This is a genomic window from Nostoc favosum CHAB5714 (assembly GCF_020829495.1).
Taxonomy (GTDB): Bacteria; Cyanobacteriota; Cyanobacteriia; order Cyanobacteriales; family Nostocaceae; genus Nostoc; species Nostoc favosum.
The window spans coordinates 1-14,357 of the sequence record NZ_JAIVFQ010000130.1; the positions used below are offsets into that span (position 1 = coordinate 1).

18 protein-coding genes, 1 tRNA gene and 4 pseudogenes are annotated in these 14,357 nt (G+C 41.6%); 11 read left to right on the top strand and 12 right to left on the bottom strand.

Annotated features, from left to right (window positions below):
* Window positions 1-102: pseudogene (locus LC586_RS36145) on the top strand (IS1 family transposase); the annotation flags it as partial.
* Here LC586_RS36145 and LC586_RS36150 read toward each other — a convergent pair.
* Window positions 66-350, bottom strand: a complete 285-nt coding sequence (locus LC586_RS36150) for a hypothetical protein (protein ID WP_229490374.1) — start codon at window positions 348-350, stop codon at window positions 66-68. The pseudogene LC586_RS36145 and the gene LC586_RS36150 overlap by 37 nt on opposite strands.
* A 205-nt stretch (window positions 351-555) precedes the next feature.
* On the opposite strand from LC586_RS36150, the gene LC586_RS36155 reads away from it, so the two are divergent.
* The 4 genes from LC586_RS36155 (at window position 556) to LC586_RS36170 (ending at window position 4,526) form a co-directional block, all read left to right on the top strand.
* Window positions 556-1,419, top strand: a complete 864-nt coding sequence (locus LC586_RS36155) for an alpha/beta fold hydrolase (RefSeq protein WP_229490376.1) — start codon at window positions 556-558, stop codon at window positions 1,417-1,419.
* A 273-nt stretch (window positions 1,420-1,692) separates the two neighbouring features.
* On the top strand, window positions 1,693-2,148 hold the full coding sequence (locus tag LC586_RS36160; protein ID WP_229490378.1) for a pentapeptide repeat-containing protein: 456 nt from the start codon (window positions 1,693-1,695) through the stop codon (window positions 2,146-2,148).
* Window positions 2,149-2,644: 496 nt separating this feature from the next.
* Window positions 2,645-3,475: a metallophosphoesterase gene (locus tag LC586_RS36165; RefSeq protein WP_229490380.1), complete on the top strand. Its 831-nt coding sequence runs from the start codon at window positions 2,645-2,647 to the stop codon at window positions 3,473-3,475.
* 217 nt (window positions 3,476-3,692) lie between these two features.
* Window positions 3,693-4,526, top strand: a complete 834-nt coding sequence (locus tag LC586_RS36170; protein WP_229490382.1) for a metallophosphoesterase — start codon at window positions 3,693-3,695, stop codon at window positions 4,524-4,526.
* 612 nt (window positions 4,527-5,138) lie between these two features.
* Here LC586_RS36170 and LC586_RS36175 read toward each other — a convergent pair.
* Together LC586_RS36175 and LC586_RS36180 are read right to left on the bottom strand one after the other, a co-directional pair.
* Window positions 5,139-5,951 carry a J domain-containing protein gene (locus LC586_RS36175; RefSeq protein WP_229490384.1) on the bottom strand — a complete coding sequence of 271 codons (813 nt, stop codon included), beginning with the start codon at window positions 5,949-5,951 and terminating at the stop codon, window positions 5,139-5,141.
* A gap of 110 nt (window positions 5,952-6,061) precedes the next feature.
* Window positions 6,062-6,673 (bottom strand): J domain-containing protein, encoded by a 612-nt coding sequence (locus LC586_RS36180; protein WP_229490386.1) that lies wholly within the window; start codon window positions 6,671-6,673, stop codon window positions 6,062-6,064.
* A gap of 35 nt (window positions 6,674-6,708) precedes the next feature.
* Here LC586_RS36180 and LC586_RS36185 point away from each other — a divergent pair, with 35 nt between their 5' ends.
* Window positions 6,709-7,806: a tocopherol cyclase family protein gene (locus LC586_RS36185; protein WP_229490388.1), complete on the top strand. Its 1,098-nt coding sequence runs from the start codon at window positions 6,709-6,711 to the stop codon at window positions 7,804-7,806.
* A 33-nt stretch (window positions 7,807-7,839) separates the two neighbouring features.
* Window positions 7,840-7,913: transfer RNA gene (locus LC586_RS36190), tRNA-Arg, on the top strand.
* A 51-nt stretch (window positions 7,914-7,964) separates the two neighbouring features.
* Here LC586_RS36190 and LC586_RS36195 read toward each other — a convergent pair.
* The 5 genes from LC586_RS36195 to LC586_RS36215 all read right to left on the bottom strand — a co-directional run bounded on the left by LC586_RS36195 (window position 7,965) and on the right by LC586_RS36215 (window position 10,490).
* Window positions 7,965-8,126, bottom strand: coding sequence for a pepsin/retropepsin-like aspartic protease family protein (locus LC586_RS36195; RefSeq protein ID WP_229490390.1), 162 nt, complete (start codon window positions 8,124-8,126; stop codon window positions 7,965-7,967).
* 201 nt (window positions 8,127-8,327) lie between these two features.
* Window positions 8,328-8,600 (bottom strand): hypothetical protein, encoded by a 273-nt coding sequence (locus tag LC586_RS36200; protein WP_229490392.1) that lies wholly within the window; start codon window positions 8,598-8,600, stop codon window positions 8,328-8,330.
* Window positions 8,601-8,638: 38 nt separating this feature from the next.
* Entirely contained in the window at window positions 8,639-8,860 is a 222-nt protein-coding gene (locus LC586_RS36205) for a hypothetical protein (protein WP_229490394.1), read from the bottom strand.
* A 104-nt stretch (window positions 8,861-8,964) separates the two neighbouring features.
* Window positions 8,965-9,711 carry a Uma2 family endonuclease gene (locus tag LC586_RS36210; RefSeq protein WP_229490396.1) on the bottom strand — a complete coding sequence of 249 codons (747 nt, stop codon included), beginning with the start codon at window positions 9,709-9,711 and terminating at the stop codon, window positions 8,965-8,967.
* 155 nt (window positions 9,712-9,866) lie between these two features.
* Window positions 9,867-10,490 (bottom strand): Uma2 family endonuclease, encoded by a 624-nt coding sequence (locus tag LC586_RS36215; RefSeq protein ID WP_229490398.1) that lies wholly within the window; start codon window positions 10,488-10,490, stop codon window positions 9,867-9,869.
* A 150-nt stretch (window positions 10,491-10,640) separates the two neighbouring features.
* On the opposite strand from LC586_RS36215, the gene LC586_RS36220 reads away from it, so the two are divergent.
* From LC586_RS36220 to LC586_RS36230, 3 genes and pseudogenes are all read left to right on the top strand, one after another.
* Window positions 10,641-10,874 carry an AbrB/MazE/SpoVT family DNA-binding domain-containing protein gene (locus LC586_RS36220; RefSeq protein WP_229490399.1) on the top strand — a complete coding sequence of 78 codons (234 nt, stop codon included), beginning with the start codon at window positions 10,641-10,643 and terminating at the stop codon, window positions 10,872-10,874.
* The gene (locus tag LC586_RS36225; protein ID WP_229490400.1) at window positions 10,871-11,017 is read left to right on the top strand and encodes a hypothetical protein; all 147 of its coding nucleotides are present in this window, start codon (window positions 10,871-10,873) and stop codon (window positions 11,015-11,017) included. The genes LC586_RS36220 and LC586_RS36225 overlap by 4 nt, the downstream gene beginning before the upstream one ends.
* Before the next feature lie 45 nt (window positions 11,018-11,062).
* Window positions 11,063-11,230 (top strand): annotated as a pseudogene (locus LC586_RS36230) (IS4 family transposase); the annotation flags it as partial.
* On the opposite strand, the pseudogene LC586_RS36235 reads toward LC586_RS36230, so the two are convergent.
* Window positions 11,228-11,914, bottom strand: a pseudogene (locus LC586_RS36235) (P-loop NTPase fold protein); the annotation flags it as partial. The pseudogenes LC586_RS36230 and LC586_RS36235 sit on opposite strands and share 3 nt — an antisense overlap.
* Window positions 11,915-12,598: 684 nt before the next feature.
* Between LC586_RS36235 and LC586_RS36240 the strand changes: the two are divergent.
* Window positions 12,599-12,838, top strand: coding sequence for a hypothetical protein (locus tag LC586_RS36240; protein WP_229490401.1), 240 nt, complete (start codon window positions 12,599-12,601; stop codon window positions 12,836-12,838).
* 15 nt (window positions 12,839-12,853) lie between these two features.
* On the opposite strand, the gene LC586_RS36245 is transcribed toward LC586_RS36240, so the two are convergent.
* From LC586_RS36245 to LC586_RS36255, 3 genes and pseudogenes are all read right to left on the bottom strand, one after another.
* Entirely contained in the window at window positions 12,854-13,711 is an 858-nt protein-coding gene (locus LC586_RS36245) for an SDR family NAD(P)-dependent oxidoreductase (RefSeq protein WP_229490402.1), read from the bottom strand.
* A gap of 130 nt (window positions 13,712-13,841) precedes the next feature.
* Window positions 13,842-14,072 (bottom strand): hypothetical protein, encoded by a 231-nt coding sequence (locus tag LC586_RS36250; protein WP_229490403.1) that lies wholly within the window; start codon window positions 14,070-14,072, stop codon window positions 13,842-13,844.
* Window positions 14,073-14,255: 183 nt separating this feature from the next.
* Window positions 14,256-14,357 (bottom strand): annotated as a pseudogene (locus tag LC586_RS36255) (IS1 family transposase); the annotation flags it as partial.

Below are 14,357 nucleotides of genomic sequence, written 5' to 3' on the forward strand. Positions count from 1 at the left end.
CGAAAAACATTATGCTATTCCAAATCAGTAGATATGCTTAAATACTCAATTCGCTTGTTACTTCACTATTTCAAGTATAGAGAAATACCCGTCCTTAACTGATTCATCCCGCATTTATGCAACGCCCAAAATACTATACCCCGTGCCGCTAAACCAAATCTGCAAATCCTCATTACCCATTGAACTTCTGTGTTGCTTAATTCAGTTAAATTGAGTTCTTTACGAAATTTGCCACTAAAAGCTTGATAAAGTAGTCCAACTATACCGTAAACTACTCCCTTGGAAATATAGCCAAATCGTCCCAGTCGCTCAACCCACAATGAAGCATGGTTTGTCAACTGTTGTGTCATGGTAGTTGGGAAGTATTATATCTACCTTTTACCAAAATTTACCCACGATTCACATCTACCGCAGGGCAAATTGTCTAATATTTTTGCAAAAAATCACTATCGTAATACTGTCTTTCAATAGATGTGAGGCTGATCAAAATAATATTACACTTGCTAAGTACAGTATTATCATTTAGTGTTTTTTAATGCTGAATTGGGATTAATTATGTCTCTAATAGAAAGTTCTTGGAAACACGAATATATAACTACCAATGGGGTAAAACTACACTACGTTACCCAAGGTGAAGGCCCCTTAATGTTGATGTTGCATGGGTTTCCTGAGTTTTGGTACTCTTGGCGGCATCAAATACCAGAATTTGCCCAAGATTTTAAAGTCGTCGCCCTTGACTTGCGTGGCTACAACGATAGTGATAAACCAAATGAGCAATCAGCTTATGTAATGGATGAGTTTATCAAAGATGTTGAGGGAGTAATTAAAGGATTAGGATATCAAAAATGTGTATTAGTTGGACATGATTGGGGTGGTGCGATCGCTTGGAATTTTGCATATACTTACCCCGAAATGTTAGAACAATTAATTATTCTTAACCTGCCTCATCCTGCGAAATTTGCCCAAGGCTTACGCACTCCTCAACAGTTGCTACGTAGCAACTACATATTCCTCTTTCAACTACCGTGGGTACCAGAATTACTTTTACAATCTTCAGACTACCAAGCAATTGAAACAGCTTTTAAAGGTACAGCAGTTAACAAAAGTGCTTTCACCAAAGCGGATATTGACGCTTATAAAAGTGCTGCTGCAAAACGCGGTGCCCTCACAGCAATGTTGAACTACTACCGCAATATTTTTCAACAGAGAATGCTAAATCCAAGTTGGGGCGTTCTGGAAGTGCCAACACTGATGATTTGGGGAGAAAATGACACTGCACTCGGCAAGGAACTAACCTACGACACCGCAGCCTATGTTAGGGATTTTCAAATCAAGTACATACCTAATTGTGGCCATTGGGTGCAGCAAGAACAACCTGAATTGGTTAATCAGTATATGCGAGAATTTCTGAGGGCTTAAAGAAGTATAAATACTTATCAAAATAGCCAAATTATGGCAAGTAGTGCAAACTTTTAAAAAGATTTAACAGTGATTTAACACTGGCAGTTTTTGCAGGATTGTCAAGTAAAAATCGCCAAAAATCAGAATTAACGGCATATTTAGATTACCGTTATCCCTGTCTCATATCACAACTAGCTTGTCAGGAGATAGATTGACCTAAAGAAGTTTAATGAGATAATAGAGTTGTGAGGGACAGAACGGACGCAACTTGATTATTTAAGGGGGAAAATTATGAAACTCCAGCTATTAGCGGCCATGGCCTTAGCAACTCCCCTATTTTTCAGTAGCTCGGTTAGAGCCGAGAATCCGCAGGACTTAGAAAAGCTGCTTTCAACTGGGGTATGTGTTAACTGCAATCTATCAGGAGCTAACCTTAGTGGCGCTCATCTAATTGGTGCTGACTTGAGAGGCTCGAAGCTCCAAGGAGCCAACCTTGTAGGGGCTAACCTCGAAGGTGCTGACTTAACTGGTGCAAACTTGGCAGGTGCTAACCTAACATCAGCTTATGTAACCAATGTGAATTTGAAGCAAACCAATCTCAACGGGGTAAATTTTACTCGCGCTACGATTCACGATTCTAATGTGTATAAAGCATCAATGAATGATCTCAATCTCACTGATGCCGAAATCTTTAACACTGGAATCGGGGTTGGTGGAGAAGATGCTGAGATTCCTGATTGGGACTAGTACCGCAAGGCGAAAGTCAAAAGTTAACACTGAGTGACTTGCCTTGAGCGCAGTCGAAAGGAGTCGAAGTGTCAAAAGTCAAAAAGCTTATAGGGCAGACTTTTTGGCGATTTGGAATGGGTGGTTTATTTACGCCGTACTGTACTAGGCTGAACTGAGTAGGCAGGTTAGAATAAACACAACATCAGAGAAACTGGTTTTTTGCCAGCATTATCTTTAAAATCTGCCTATACGCTATACAAAAATAAAAAATGAAATCCCTTTGCGTTGTAATGACTTTACTACGACGAAAGCAGAGGGGTTTTCTTATTTGGGTTGAATCGAATTATCTGTGCAAAAAAGTGGAATTTAGGCTGAAAAGTTTTACTATGTATAGCTTTCAGGCTTTTGATTAGTTTTCATTAAATTTTTAATAAGTTGTACTGAATCTCTACACACAAATCGAGGATGTTTCGTTAAGCTGTTAGCGCTATGATTGAGCTTTAGTGAACGTCTTATGCATTGGTTGTTATCTGGGCCGTTGAGTATAGAGAAATTGACGGTTAACATTACAGGGTTGCCTGCATCGTTACAAGGTCAGAAGCTGGTGCAGTTGTCAGATTTTCACTACGACGGTTTGCGGCTATCGGAAGAAATGCTAGAAAAAGCGATCGCATTTACTAACGAAGCTAAACCAGATTTAATTTTATTAACTGGTGACTACGTAACTGACGATCCCGCGCCGATTCACCAATTGATACTTCGACTCAAACATCTGCAAAGTCGCAGTGGTATCTATGCTATTCTTGGCAATCACGATATACATTACAAAAACGCAAAAGCAGAAGTTACCGATGCCCTTACTAGCATTGGAATTCATGTACTTTGGAATGAAATTGCCTATCCACTAGGAAAAGAATTACCCCTTGTTGGACTAGCTGATTATTGGTCACGGGAATTTAATCCTGTACCAGTCATGAATCAACTAAATCCCAACACACCTCGCATCGTTTTATCCCACAACCCAGATACTGCGGAGATACTGCAAGCATGGCGAGTTGACTTACAATTATCTGGTCATACTCACGGTGGTCAAATCGTGATTCCCGGAATTGGCCCTGCAATGTTTTTTTACGACAACCTTGCAGAAAAAATACCTAAAAAAGTGCAGCGTCGATTTCCATTTTTGTCAGAAAATGTTTCTGTAGTCAGCCATTGGGAATGGGCACAGGGTTTACATCATCTGGGAAAAAATCAGCTATATGTCAATCGTGGTTTGGGAACTTACCTCCCAGGACGCTTATTTTGCCGGCCAGAAGTTACTATAATCACCCTACAGGGTGAATAAGTAATCCAAATTTAAAAATTCAAGAACAGAATCACAGCAGGTATTCTGGCTAATGAGTACCTGCAAATTCGAGTGAGTCCTGCTTAGTTTAGTTTCAGAATTTCAATCAATTAGTTAATTGTATCTGGAGTAGATGACATAAATTATTGCAGTTTATCAAGTTACATTTTAATTTTGGTAAGCTATAAGCGCTGGTATGAGGAGTATCGGTTGCCTTATGCATTGGTTGTTTACGGGACATTTAAGAGTAGATAAAATCACGGTTAAGATTGCGGAACTTCCAGCATCTTTACAAGGTACAACGCTAGTGCAGTTGTCAGATTTTCACTACGATGGTTTGCGGTTGTCGGAAGACATGTTAGAAAAAGCGATCGCACTTACTAACGAAGCTGAACCAGATTTAATTCTATTAACTGGTGACTACGTAACTGACGATCCGACGCCGATTCACCAACTGGTGCATCGACTCAAACATCTGCAAAGTCGCTGTGGTATTTACGCCGTACTTGGTAATCACGATATCTATTACAGCCACTCAAAAGCAGAAGTTACACAGGCGTTAACTAGCATTGGGGTGCATGTGCTTTGGAATGAAATCGCCTATCCACTAGGAAAAGAATTACCCCTTGTTGGACTAGCTGATTATTGGTCACGGGAATTCTACCCTGCACCAGTTATGAATCAACTAGACTCGGTTACACCGCGCATTGTTTTATCCCATAATCCAGATACAGCTAAGATATTGCAACAATGGCGGGTAGATTTGCAACTATCTGGTCATACCCACGGTGGTCACATCGTAATTCCAGGCATTGGCCCTGTAGTATTCCATTATAAAAAGCTACTCAAACAAATTCCCAAAAAATTACGGCGTTGGGTAACATTTTTCTTAGGAGACTGTTCTAAAGTCGTGCGATATTGGGAGTGGGCGCAAGGGTTTCACAAGGTTGAAGAAAATCAACTATATGTCAATCGGGGCTTAGGAACTTATAAACCAGGACGTTTATTTTGTCCGCCAGAAGTGACTGTAATTACCTTAGTTAGTCATTAGTCATTGGTCATTGGTCATTGGTCATTGGTCATTGGTCATTGGTCTAAATAAATGACAAAGGACAAATGACAAAGGACAGCCCTTACTGGTCAGTGTGCAATTTAAATGCATAACATTCAAAGCAGAAACCGCCTGAAGCTACGGTGGATAAGTATCAGCAGCTTGGGGCGGTTTCTTGAAGATTGGAGAATTCAGAAGTAAGTAACTCAAACTAAGGTGGACAGCATTGGCGATCGCTCTACTCAGAATTGCACATCCTTACATTCCAACTAGGCAGGCATTTTCTGGCTGTGCGTTTTAAAACCTCCAAAACAACTCATTGAACTTAAGGCGAAAACACATTCAATGGATGCCACAACCAAGCATAGCGATCGCTTGAACATTAGAGCAGGAGGTACAGGCTCTAACTGGAAAGTTTTTATTTAACTCTTAACCTGTTTGTACCTTGCTCTTAATCTAGCATCATGTTTGTTTAGCTACAAGACACGTTTACTAAACTTGAGTACCATTAATTTTTCGCAACAATTCAGAAATCTTTCTTAAAAATATTCCCACTTGTTAGATGTTGGCGTTAATGCCAGCATATCAAGTGGGTTGAAAGTTCAGAAGTCGTTATTGAGCAGAACCGCCTGTAGTAGTATCATCTGCGGTAGAAGAATCGCTATTAGATGTACTGTTTGACTGATCTACTCCTTGAGGTGGAGTGGTTTTAGAGGTATCACTTTTCGTACCTGGCGCAACAGTATTAGAAGTACCGTTCTGCGAACTAGGAGTATTACTAGTTGGACTTGTCGTCGGACTTTGTGTCGCTTTAGGGGTTGGCTGGATTGCAGAAGGCGCTTTTTCTGCCGCAGGCTGCTGGGGTGGAATAGTAATGTTAATATCCGGTTGGCGAGGTGCAGATGGAGGTGTAACTTGCTGTTGTGGAACAGGAACAGCAACAGGAACAGGTACTTCCCTGGTTCTTTCGATTATCGTCGTTTTTGTTTGAGGAGAAGCACTAGGAGTTGGACTACTATGTTTTGAGCAAGCAAGCCCTCGGTATTTATAAGCTTCAAAGTATTTGGGGTTGAGACGAATCGCTTTGCTAAAGTCTTCAATTGCTTCAGTATATTTTCCTTTTTGAGCTTTCTCCATAGCCAGTTTATAGAAACTTTCAGCATTAGATGGAGTCAAATCAATTTTGGTAGATGTGGAAGCAGATTGATTTGTCTCATCTGGCTGATAAAACTTTAACCTTGCATAAGCTTGATTGATTTCTTTGATTTTTTCTTCTGCTTCTAGCTTTTGCTGCGGTTCCAGAAAAGAATCTGGATGCCAAGTCTTAGCCATCTGGCGATAAGCTTGCTTGATTTCATCAACAGATGCACCTGGTTTTAACCCCAGGATATTGTAAACATGATTTATATCGAAGCGATCGCTCATACTAGAAAATCAGCAGCAAATCTAACTTTACTTAGTATTCCCAAGTATAAGTATTAACTAACTCAAGGTATGGTGTCGCTGTCTGAAGCGTCTCAAAATATATTCGCTTTTTATCTCCAACGCCGATTTAACCGTAATATCTTTTTAATCCCCTGACAAAATCTTTCTAGCAGAGGTCTAGGTTTGGATACATATCTAGGCGATCGCGATTTACGAGCAGCGCCCGGATTTTTTAACTCTTCTTCTATTTGTGCAGCTTTATTTAAATCGGAAGCGGCTCTATATTCGTATCCCAGTTGAGAGCAAACTAGCCCACGATATTTATACGCCTCAACATAGTGAGGATTTAGACGAATTGCGTGGGTAAAATCTGCGATCGCATCCTCATACCTTCCTTCTGTAGCATTTTCTACTCCTAAACTATAGAAAGTTTCAGCATCCCAACGATTCACAGATATTTTTGTGGGATTTTTAGGCGAAGATGAAGATGGATTTTCAGGAATAGGAGGCTCAGATGGACTTTCTGATTTGAGCTTGTTGTAAGCTGAGTTGATTGATTTGATTTTTTCCTCAGCTTCCTGTTTTTGCTTTTGATCGAGAAAGCGATCGGGATGCCAAATTTTCACCAGTTGACGGTAAGCTCGCTTTACTTGTGCTTGTGATGCACCCGGTTCCAGCCCAAGAATTTCATAAGCATGATTGATATCGAGGTCATCGCGCATACTGAAAAAATCGGCAACTATAACTATATAGATATATGTTAACTATTCCCCTAAATCTCCTCCAATCAACTCAAACGCCCCATTCTGGTTATCACTGGGATGGTAGTAGTCGCCGCTTTTTTGAAGGCTGGTATTACCGCGTCACTTTACCGGAAATTGAGCAAACATTCGCCTTTATGTACTCCATCGAAGACCCCATCGGCGGTAAACCCCATAGTGGCGGTGCAGCCCAAATCCTCGGCCCGGATGATGAGTATTTATGGCGTACTTTTCCTGATGTGAATAAATTTTGGGGTAGTCGAGATGTCCTGGGTTTAGGTCATTGGGGTAAAACAGATTTGCAAATTTCTCCTCTATACCTGCTCCCAGCAGAGTTTGAGCATCATGTTCAAGAGGGTTATCAAGCTACAGCCACCTTGAATCAGGGAATAATTTGCGATCGCGCCACCAATAATTATTGCCGTTGGGAGTATGAAATTCAACCTGTATACGGTTGGGGTAATCAAAATAGCATTCAGCAATCAACTGCTGGCTGGCTGTCATTCTCACAGATTTTTGAACCTGGATGGCAAATTTTGATGGCTCACGGTTTAGCCAGTGGAAAAATTGACTGGAATGGCAAAATCTACGAATTCACCAACGCCCCAGCCTACGGCGAGAAAAATTGGGGTGGTGCTTTTCCGCAAAAATGGTTTTGGCTAAATTGTAATTGCTTTGAAGGCGAACCCGATTTAGCATTAACTGCTGGCGGTGGACGGCGGGGTGTGCTGTGGTGGATGGAATCTGTAGCGATGATTGGCTTGCACTATCAAGGCAAGTTTTATGAATTTGTTCCCTGGAATTCACAAGTAGATTGGGAAATTCAGCCTTGGGGTAGATGGCAAATGAAAGCTACCAACTCTAATTATGAAATTGAATTGATAGGAACCACAGATTTACCTGGTACACCTCTGCGTGCGCCCACAGAGGATGGTTTAATATACTGTTGCCGAGACACCATGCAAGGAAAGTTAAAATTAGAGTTACGAGAAGTAAATGGGAGAAAATCTAAAATAATCTTGAAAGCAGAAAGTTTTCTTTGTGGTTTAGAAGTAGGCGGCAGCAGTTGGGATAATTTTTGGCAGTCTCGGTAAAAGTACTGCTATAATTATATATGCTTCATAGTTGGGGTTGTAGCTCAGTTGGATAGAGCGGACGCCTCCTAAGCGTCAGGTCGTGCGTTCGAGCCGCACCAGTCCCGTAAGCAAAAAATCCCTAAGACCTTGACTAATAGCAGGTAATAGGGATTTTTTTACATGATATCATCTACCAGCACTGTCCCTCCCTCACAAAAATCGATGCTGAGATGATAATCTTCCAGGAGTGCTGTGCCAATTAGGGGACGACGACCCATCGCTAAAACTGGGATCAAGCGTTCTGTGCGATTCCACAAGATAGTGGCGCAGATGTTCATTGGTTATGATACGAGAATTGTCCGCAAGATTCCCTTTGATTGGCGCAACGTAAGGCAAATCGAGGTCTGTGACTACCGTAGATGGCAATGTTAAAAACCCTTCAAATCCTGTATCGACAACACATTCAATTTCTACTTCTGCACGCCCCAAACGACAAATAGTGACACTTATACCTGCCTGAAGCCCAACAATCCCATGTATCACTGTGCTGTCCTAACCAACGTACCACCGACTGCATAAACAGCATCATAGCCAATTCGCTCTGTCCAAATGATTGCGTTTGGCTGTTTGGCTTGCAGCCGATGACAAGCCACAATTAAATCGTCATCTATTTCGTAATCACCTGTAGTGATATTGATTGCAATGATTTTGCCGATATTTTCTGCTGTTTCGACTTGGGTACGGATACTCTGCTGGTAAAGTTTTTCGCCATGTTGAGCAATTTCTTGGCGGCTGAGGTTGGGATAATGCATAGAAGCAACCTTTTCTGTATCCGATTTCTGATTCCATCTTAGAACAAAATCGAAAGCCCGAAGCAGCCTCTATTTGGGAATATAGGTAAACTCCATCGCTGAGAAGCTAAGGTTCTAGAGCGTTTATTTGTCTTTGTGTATAGGGGTTTAGAAAGCGATCGCTTGCGCCAATTATCTACTGCATTAAAAAATACTCGGATGCAGGAAGTACGTAGGCGTAGCCCGTCGTAGACATCGCATCCTGTGATTGTTGAATCCATCTCTAATCACTACAGCAGCTTTCAAGGAAAGTGAAGTACACAAGCTTGCGTCTCAAAGCTAGTAATAAAGCGTGTTTGACTTCTAAATTCTGAATTATGCTGTATTAAACTTCGTCAGGATTTATTCCAAGCTGTCTCAAGCGTTCTGCTAAACGCTGGGCTTTTTGCTGTTCTTGTTCTAATTGGGATGTTAATAACTGCGATTTTTCCTCACCAGTTAGTAATAAATTTCCCTGTGTATCCCACCAACGCAACCAAGGCGCTGTAGTATTTCCATACTGTCCTTGCCAAATACCCAATTCGACACCCATCAAAGAAATCTCATAGTGGCCACGTTCGTTAGCTGTGAGTTGCTGATACCTACCATCAACTAAGTGATAAACCTCAATCGCAGCTTTGCTAAATTCGTAAATGCCATAAAAAGGTACGCGGATTGCTTGCTCGTATACCCAGAATTTACCAGTAATTGGAGTATTGTCTCTTTCTTCTGAACCATCCCCAGAAGCGAATTCCAGTACAATTAGGGGAGCGACATATTCTTGCCACAACACATACGAACGTCGAAACTGACCATTTAACATAGGTGCAACATTCGGGACGTAAAACCAATCGGGTGCTTCGGCACCGCGTTCAGGTGGTTCGGTTAAACGCCAGTAAATGCCACAATCTTGACCAATACAATACTGCTTATCTGAGTGAATTTGCTGTAATATACCTTGAACGGAGTCAGTTAGAAGTATGCTTTGCGGGTGTTCTTGAAAATTTTTCACAAAAGTCCCATCCGACTCTGGTAACTCAGTATGGTCGGGAAGGTGAGTAATGCCTAGTTCGGACAGTTTGGCAATAGTCATTGAACTTTGGCGCGAGTGAATCGGCATATTTATCTTAGCACCGCTCCGACCAAATGCTTGGCGGTGGGTATAGCGATCGCTTTGCCACTACTAAGGGCGATCGCGCCTTAAACTAGTGCCAAGAAGACGACTAGAATAAATTTCTTCGTTGCTAATCAGCGACTCATTGCAAAAATCTGTTCAGCCGTTAAGGGAATGTTCGGAAACAATCTAGAATCAATTCGATCCTGCCCTCGAAACACCTTTGGGGGTAAATACTCTGCACCTTCAAGTTGGTAGATTGTAATGGTTGGCTGCTTGGGAGAGCCAATGAACCGAATGCCACCAAAAGCAGCATAGTCTACAATGATGTACTCGAAAACGCCCAAGTCCTCATATTCAGCAAGTTTTGTCAGATAGTCGTCCTTCCAGTTGTTGCTAACGACCTCAATGATTCCGGGTGGTGGAATATATGCAGCAGCAGAACTAGAGCTAGTTTTCATCTTCTGCCATTCTTCTCTAGCAAATATGACAATATCTGCTTTCCGGCTTTTTTCCTTTTCTCCTGGTACTGTTTTGAGCCGAACCTGCTTGGACTGGCGCGACACGTAAGGCAGGTCATTTTCTTGGCAGTGATTTTCTAAGTAGGCACACAGTCGCTCGATCAAATCCTCATGATTTGCATTTGGTTCTGATAATGGCACGGGAATTCCATCCAATAGCTCAAACTCTCTGCCTGAACCATCGTCCCAGGCAAGAAACTCTTCAAAAGTCAGTGGTTGTGTGACGGTTGCGTACATCGCCCTCGCTCCCTTGCTGACGGGTACTTCACTCAATGCTACCAAGATGTACAATTAAAATAGTGCAAAATAATGTAGAAAAGCTATTAGCCAAACACTTCAACCAACATTAATATGAGGACATAAGAACGCTTGAACAACAAACACACTATGCGGATTACACCTGACGGTCAAATTACCATCCCTCCTGAAATCCGAGAGGTGCTAAACATTTCTCCTGATGTAGAATTAGCGTTTGAAATCGAAGGCGATCGCCTTTACCTCAAGAAAATACAATTTACCGATAAAATCTCAACCTGGATTGACGCCATGCGGGGTTGCGCTGCTGGAAACCTCGTCACTGACCAAATCATGACCCTCACCCGTAGCGACGACAATCCATGACCGTCTTGGTAGACAGCAACGTTATCCTCGACATTCTTACCAACGATCGCAACTGGTTTGATTGGTCAGCCCTTAAAAACCATATCTTTCGTAAGGGCACAGCAATGCTCATTGGTGTCAACTTAAGCAAAAAGAAACCATAAGATGTAATCTAAGAATATCTTGATTGATGTTCTTAGTGATACATCATGAGTACAAAACGTCCAGCCCGCAAAGGAAACCCAGACCTGCGGCAACAAAAACATGTACCAGCGCCGCCAATAGAGGAAATCGAAACACAACTATATTCATTGCTATCACCAGCCTGCTTCAAGCCACTCAAGTTATGTTCAGGCAAAGACCAGAAAAAATTGCGATCGCCCCGATGGTAAAGGTCGAATTGCGACTCTATCCAAGTTATCAACAATGACCACTAGTCCTTTTTTACCCCTGGTTTTCAGTTCCTTATTGGCACGTTCTAGCAATTCTTGATTAATTGACTGTAAAATATTTGCTGTTCGCGGTTCTAGATAATCTCTTAACCGCCGCCGCAATTGGGGACTTTCTTTCGTTTTAGCTGTAATTTTGCCAATCCCCACAGACAATTCTGCTTCTACCGCAAGGTCAATTGGCGTTTGCAGAAAATCCACAAGTTCACCAAACAACTTGGTAAAGTAGGTAGGTTTGAGCCTAATTTTCATTGCTTCTAGGCTTTGACTCACCTGGCCTGCGATCGCCAACAAAATATCAGTCACATCCACATCTGCCATTTCTAAGACATGGGTAGACTCAAAGTAAACTACATGAAATTGCTGCACTTCTAACTCAGCTTTGAGCCGCAACAACTCCGTTGATTTTCCACAACCGAGATGTCCTGTAAATAGTTGACAGGTTGGGACATCCGGCGATATTTTAGCGATCGTGCGCTGCAAAGCCTCAATGATTTTACCACCCCGCACCGCAGCAAAATCGATATAGTATCTGCGATCGCTGGCATTTCCTATGATTATAGGTCTGCTTGGATTGCAAGCCTGATAAAATCTTTCTAAATCTAGGAGCATAACTAATCGAGTTCACTCAGGAATAGGGATGACAAAATTTATTGACTAAATATATTGGTTTTAGGGAATTGATCCCTTAATTTAAGTACATTTCACCCAAACTACTAACTAAACTAGCAGCATTCAGGATAATTGTTCAAATATAAGTTATGTGTAGCACATCGTAATGCTGATATTTGATTTTAAGTAAGTAGAAATACTAGTATAAGTACAAATAGCAAAAATTTTAATCTTAAATAAGGTACTCTTATGAATATTAAAAACATCCAACACAAAAAAAGGTACTGTTAAGTACAATTTTCTAGTGTTCTTGAATATAGAGTTTTGTTACAGCAATAGACCTCTTGCAAAAGTCCCTAACACCCCACCCCCAACCCCTCCCCGATGCTTTGGCTACGGTGTACACACAAGTGCAGTCCACATAGGTTTCAACTCTTTTACCCACATTTTTGTCAGAGTTAAACTATCACACTCACCGACATCCCGCCCTGAACTAAAGTTCAGCTATGAGACTCGGAATTCATTCCGAGGCGGGATAGAAACGCAGTGCGAGATTTATTAATAAAGATATGGCTGCGACGAGACTTGTGTGTACACTGTAGGATGCTTTGGGGAGGGGAGGGTTTGCTTTACTCAAATGCGGGGTAGGATTCTTTATTTTTGATTTATGCAAGAGGTCTAATTTTGAACTTAATTTCGTTCCTAAATCATGATTTTGTCAATGAAACAGATCCTTTTGTCAATGAAACAGATCCTTTTGTTGATGAAACAGATCCTTTTGTTGATGAAACAGATCCTTTTGTTGATGAAAACCATGATTTTGCTGATGAAACAGATCCTTTTGTTGATGAAAACCATGATTTTGCTGATGAAAATCATGATTTTAGCAACAACAGCTTTTGCATTCAGGGTAACGACCTCTGAAAAACGGGAACTAATCTACAAACCCATTGAGTATAAAATAACGCGATCGTGCAGCTTATCGGGCAAAATATGCTTTAGCACAGCTCCAATTTTGGCATCTAGTCCAACAAGATAACGTGTCTTGGGTTGTTTTGCAGTGAGCGCATGGACAACAGCCTGAGCGACAATATCCGCAGAAATTCCCCCAGATGCGATAATCTGCATTTTCTTGCGGACAATATTCATCGCCTGTCCGTAAAGATTTTGTGCCGTTTGGGGTAGATCGTGCTGTGCTATTTCAGATTGACTTAAGGACTTTTCCCAGATTGGGGTAGCGATGGAACCAGGTTCAATAATTGAAACCGAGATTCCCCAAGGGCGTAACTCCATCCGCATCACATCATTAAGTGCAACGAGCGCAAATTTGGAAGCATTGTAAGCGCCCAGGAACGGTGTAGGGCTTCTACCAGAAATGGAACCCATATTGACAATTCGGCCCCGATCCTGGCGTAATAGACCAAGAAACGCTTGTGTCACTGCTAATTGCCCGGTGACATTAACCTGCATTTGGTGTTGAAATTCTGCGATCGCTAATAATTCTAAGGGGCCAGGGACAGCAATTCCGGCATTATTCACTAAACCTAAAATCCCCGCACCACCGACTGCCTTTGTTACCTGATCAACAGCAGCTGCGATCGATTCAGCGTCAGTAACATCTAAAAAAATCGGAATGAGCCTTTGTGACCCTTTCTGTTTAAGTGTTTGAGCATCAATATCTTGACGCACGCCAGCAAAAACAGAGAAGCCCAACTGGTCTAAAAGCAAAGCACACGCCTGACCAATTCCTGTTGATGCTCCTGTCACCACTACTGTGCGTTGATTTCCTGCAACCATTAACCCTCTCCGTATCATGATAAAATTACTGAAATTACAAATTACGTTAGCGAAGCGGTAGCGAGGAACGAGCGTCCGTAAGAGCGTCATTACGAATTACGAATTACGAATTACGAATTACGAATTAGTATCAATCTCTGCAAGTACCAGCGCGAAGACAATCTTCGGTTTGGTCATCTCTAGCCGATATTTGCCACGGAAATTTATCGAACTGAGAATTTGTGCTGTAAACGACTAGAGCAGTTATTATGGGAAGCTGGTCTTCAACAATTGACACGTCAATACTATGAGTATTGCCTAATTGAGCATTGTATAAATAAACAGGCAATGCCATCAGTCCAATGCAAATTGTCCGATTCATAAAACCTCAGCTAAAAATTTCCGATTACGCTATGTATAGATACCACCTTGATGAACCGGATTTCCAAACTGAGTATTGTATGATGTTGTGTCAATTTACTCAGCGCTACTAGCCGCAGAGACGTAATTTCTAAATTATCCGTTCCACTCTTTTTTTAGGGGCGTTGCATAAATGCGGGATGAATCAGTTAAGGACGGGTATTTCTCTATACTTGAAATAGTGAAGTAACAAGCGAATTGAGTATTTAAGCATATCTACTGATTTGGAATAGCATAATGTTTTTCG

What these genes read in the sequence shown, in the direction of transcription:
- LC586_RS36150 (WP_229490374.1), bottom strand. Translation starts at nt 350, where the DNA reads ATGACACAACAGTTGACAAACCATGCTTCATTGTGGGTTGAGCGACTG.
- LC586_RS36155 (WP_229490376.1), top strand. Translation starts at nt 556, where the DNA reads ATGTCTCTAATAGAAAGTTCTTGGAAACACGAATATATAACTACCAAT.
- LC586_RS36160 (WP_229490378.1), top strand. Translation starts at nt 1,693, where the DNA reads ATGAAACTCCAGCTATTAGCGGCCATGGCCTTAGCAACTCCCCTATTT.
- LC586_RS36165 (WP_229490380.1), top strand. Translation starts at nt 2,645, where the DNA reads ATGCATTGGTTGTTATCTGGGCCGTTGAGTATAGAGAAATTGACGGTT.
- LC586_RS36170 (WP_229490382.1), top strand. Translation starts at nt 3,693, where the DNA reads ATGCATTGGTTGTTTACGGGACATTTAAGAGTAGATAAAATCACGGTT.
- LC586_RS36175 (WP_229490384.1), bottom strand. Translation starts at nt 5,951, where the DNA reads ATGAGCGATCGCTTCGATATAAATCATGTTTACAATATCCTGGGGTTA.
- LC586_RS36180 (WP_229490386.1), bottom strand. Translation starts at nt 6,673, where the DNA reads ATGCGCGATGACCTCGATATCAATCATGCTTATGAAATTCTTGGGCTG.
- LC586_RS36185 (WP_229490388.1), top strand. Translation starts at nt 6,709, where the DNA reads ATGTTAACTATTCCCCTAAATCTCCTCCAATCAACTCAAACGCCCCAT.
- LC586_RS36195 (WP_229490390.1), bottom strand. Translation starts at nt 8,126, where the DNA reads ATGAACATCTGCGCCACTATCTTGTGGAATCGCACAGAACGCTTGATC.
- LC586_RS36200 (WP_229490392.1), bottom strand. Translation starts at nt 8,600, where the DNA reads ATGCATTATCCCAACCTCAGCCGCCAAGAAATTGCTCAACATGGCGAA.
- LC586_RS36205 (WP_229490394.1), bottom strand. Translation starts at nt 8,860, where the DNA reads ATGGATTCAACAATCACAGGATGCGATGTCTACGACGGGCTACGCCTA.
- LC586_RS36210 (WP_229490396.1), bottom strand. Translation starts at nt 9,711, where the DNA reads ATGACTATTGCCAAACTGTCCGAACTAGGCATTACTCACCTTCCCGAC.
- LC586_RS36215 (WP_229490398.1), bottom strand. Translation starts at nt 10,490, where the DNA reads ATGTACGCAACCGTCACACAACCACTGACTTTTGAAGAGTTTCTTGCC.
- LC586_RS36220 (WP_229490399.1), top strand. Translation starts at nt 10,641, where the DNA reads ATGCGGATTACACCTGACGGTCAAATTACCATCCCTCCTGAAATCCGA.
- LC586_RS36225 (WP_229490400.1), top strand. Translation starts at nt 10,871, where the DNA reads ATGACCGTCTTGGTAGACAGCAACGTTATCCTCGACATTCTTACCAAC.
- LC586_RS36245 (WP_229490402.1), bottom strand. Translation starts at nt 13,711, where the DNA reads ATGGTTGCAGGAAATCAACGCACAGTAGTGGTGACAGGAGCATCAACA.
- LC586_RS36250 (WP_229490403.1), bottom strand. Translation starts at nt 14,072, where the DNA reads ATGAATCGGACAATTTGCATTGGACTGATGGCATTGCCTGTTTATTTA.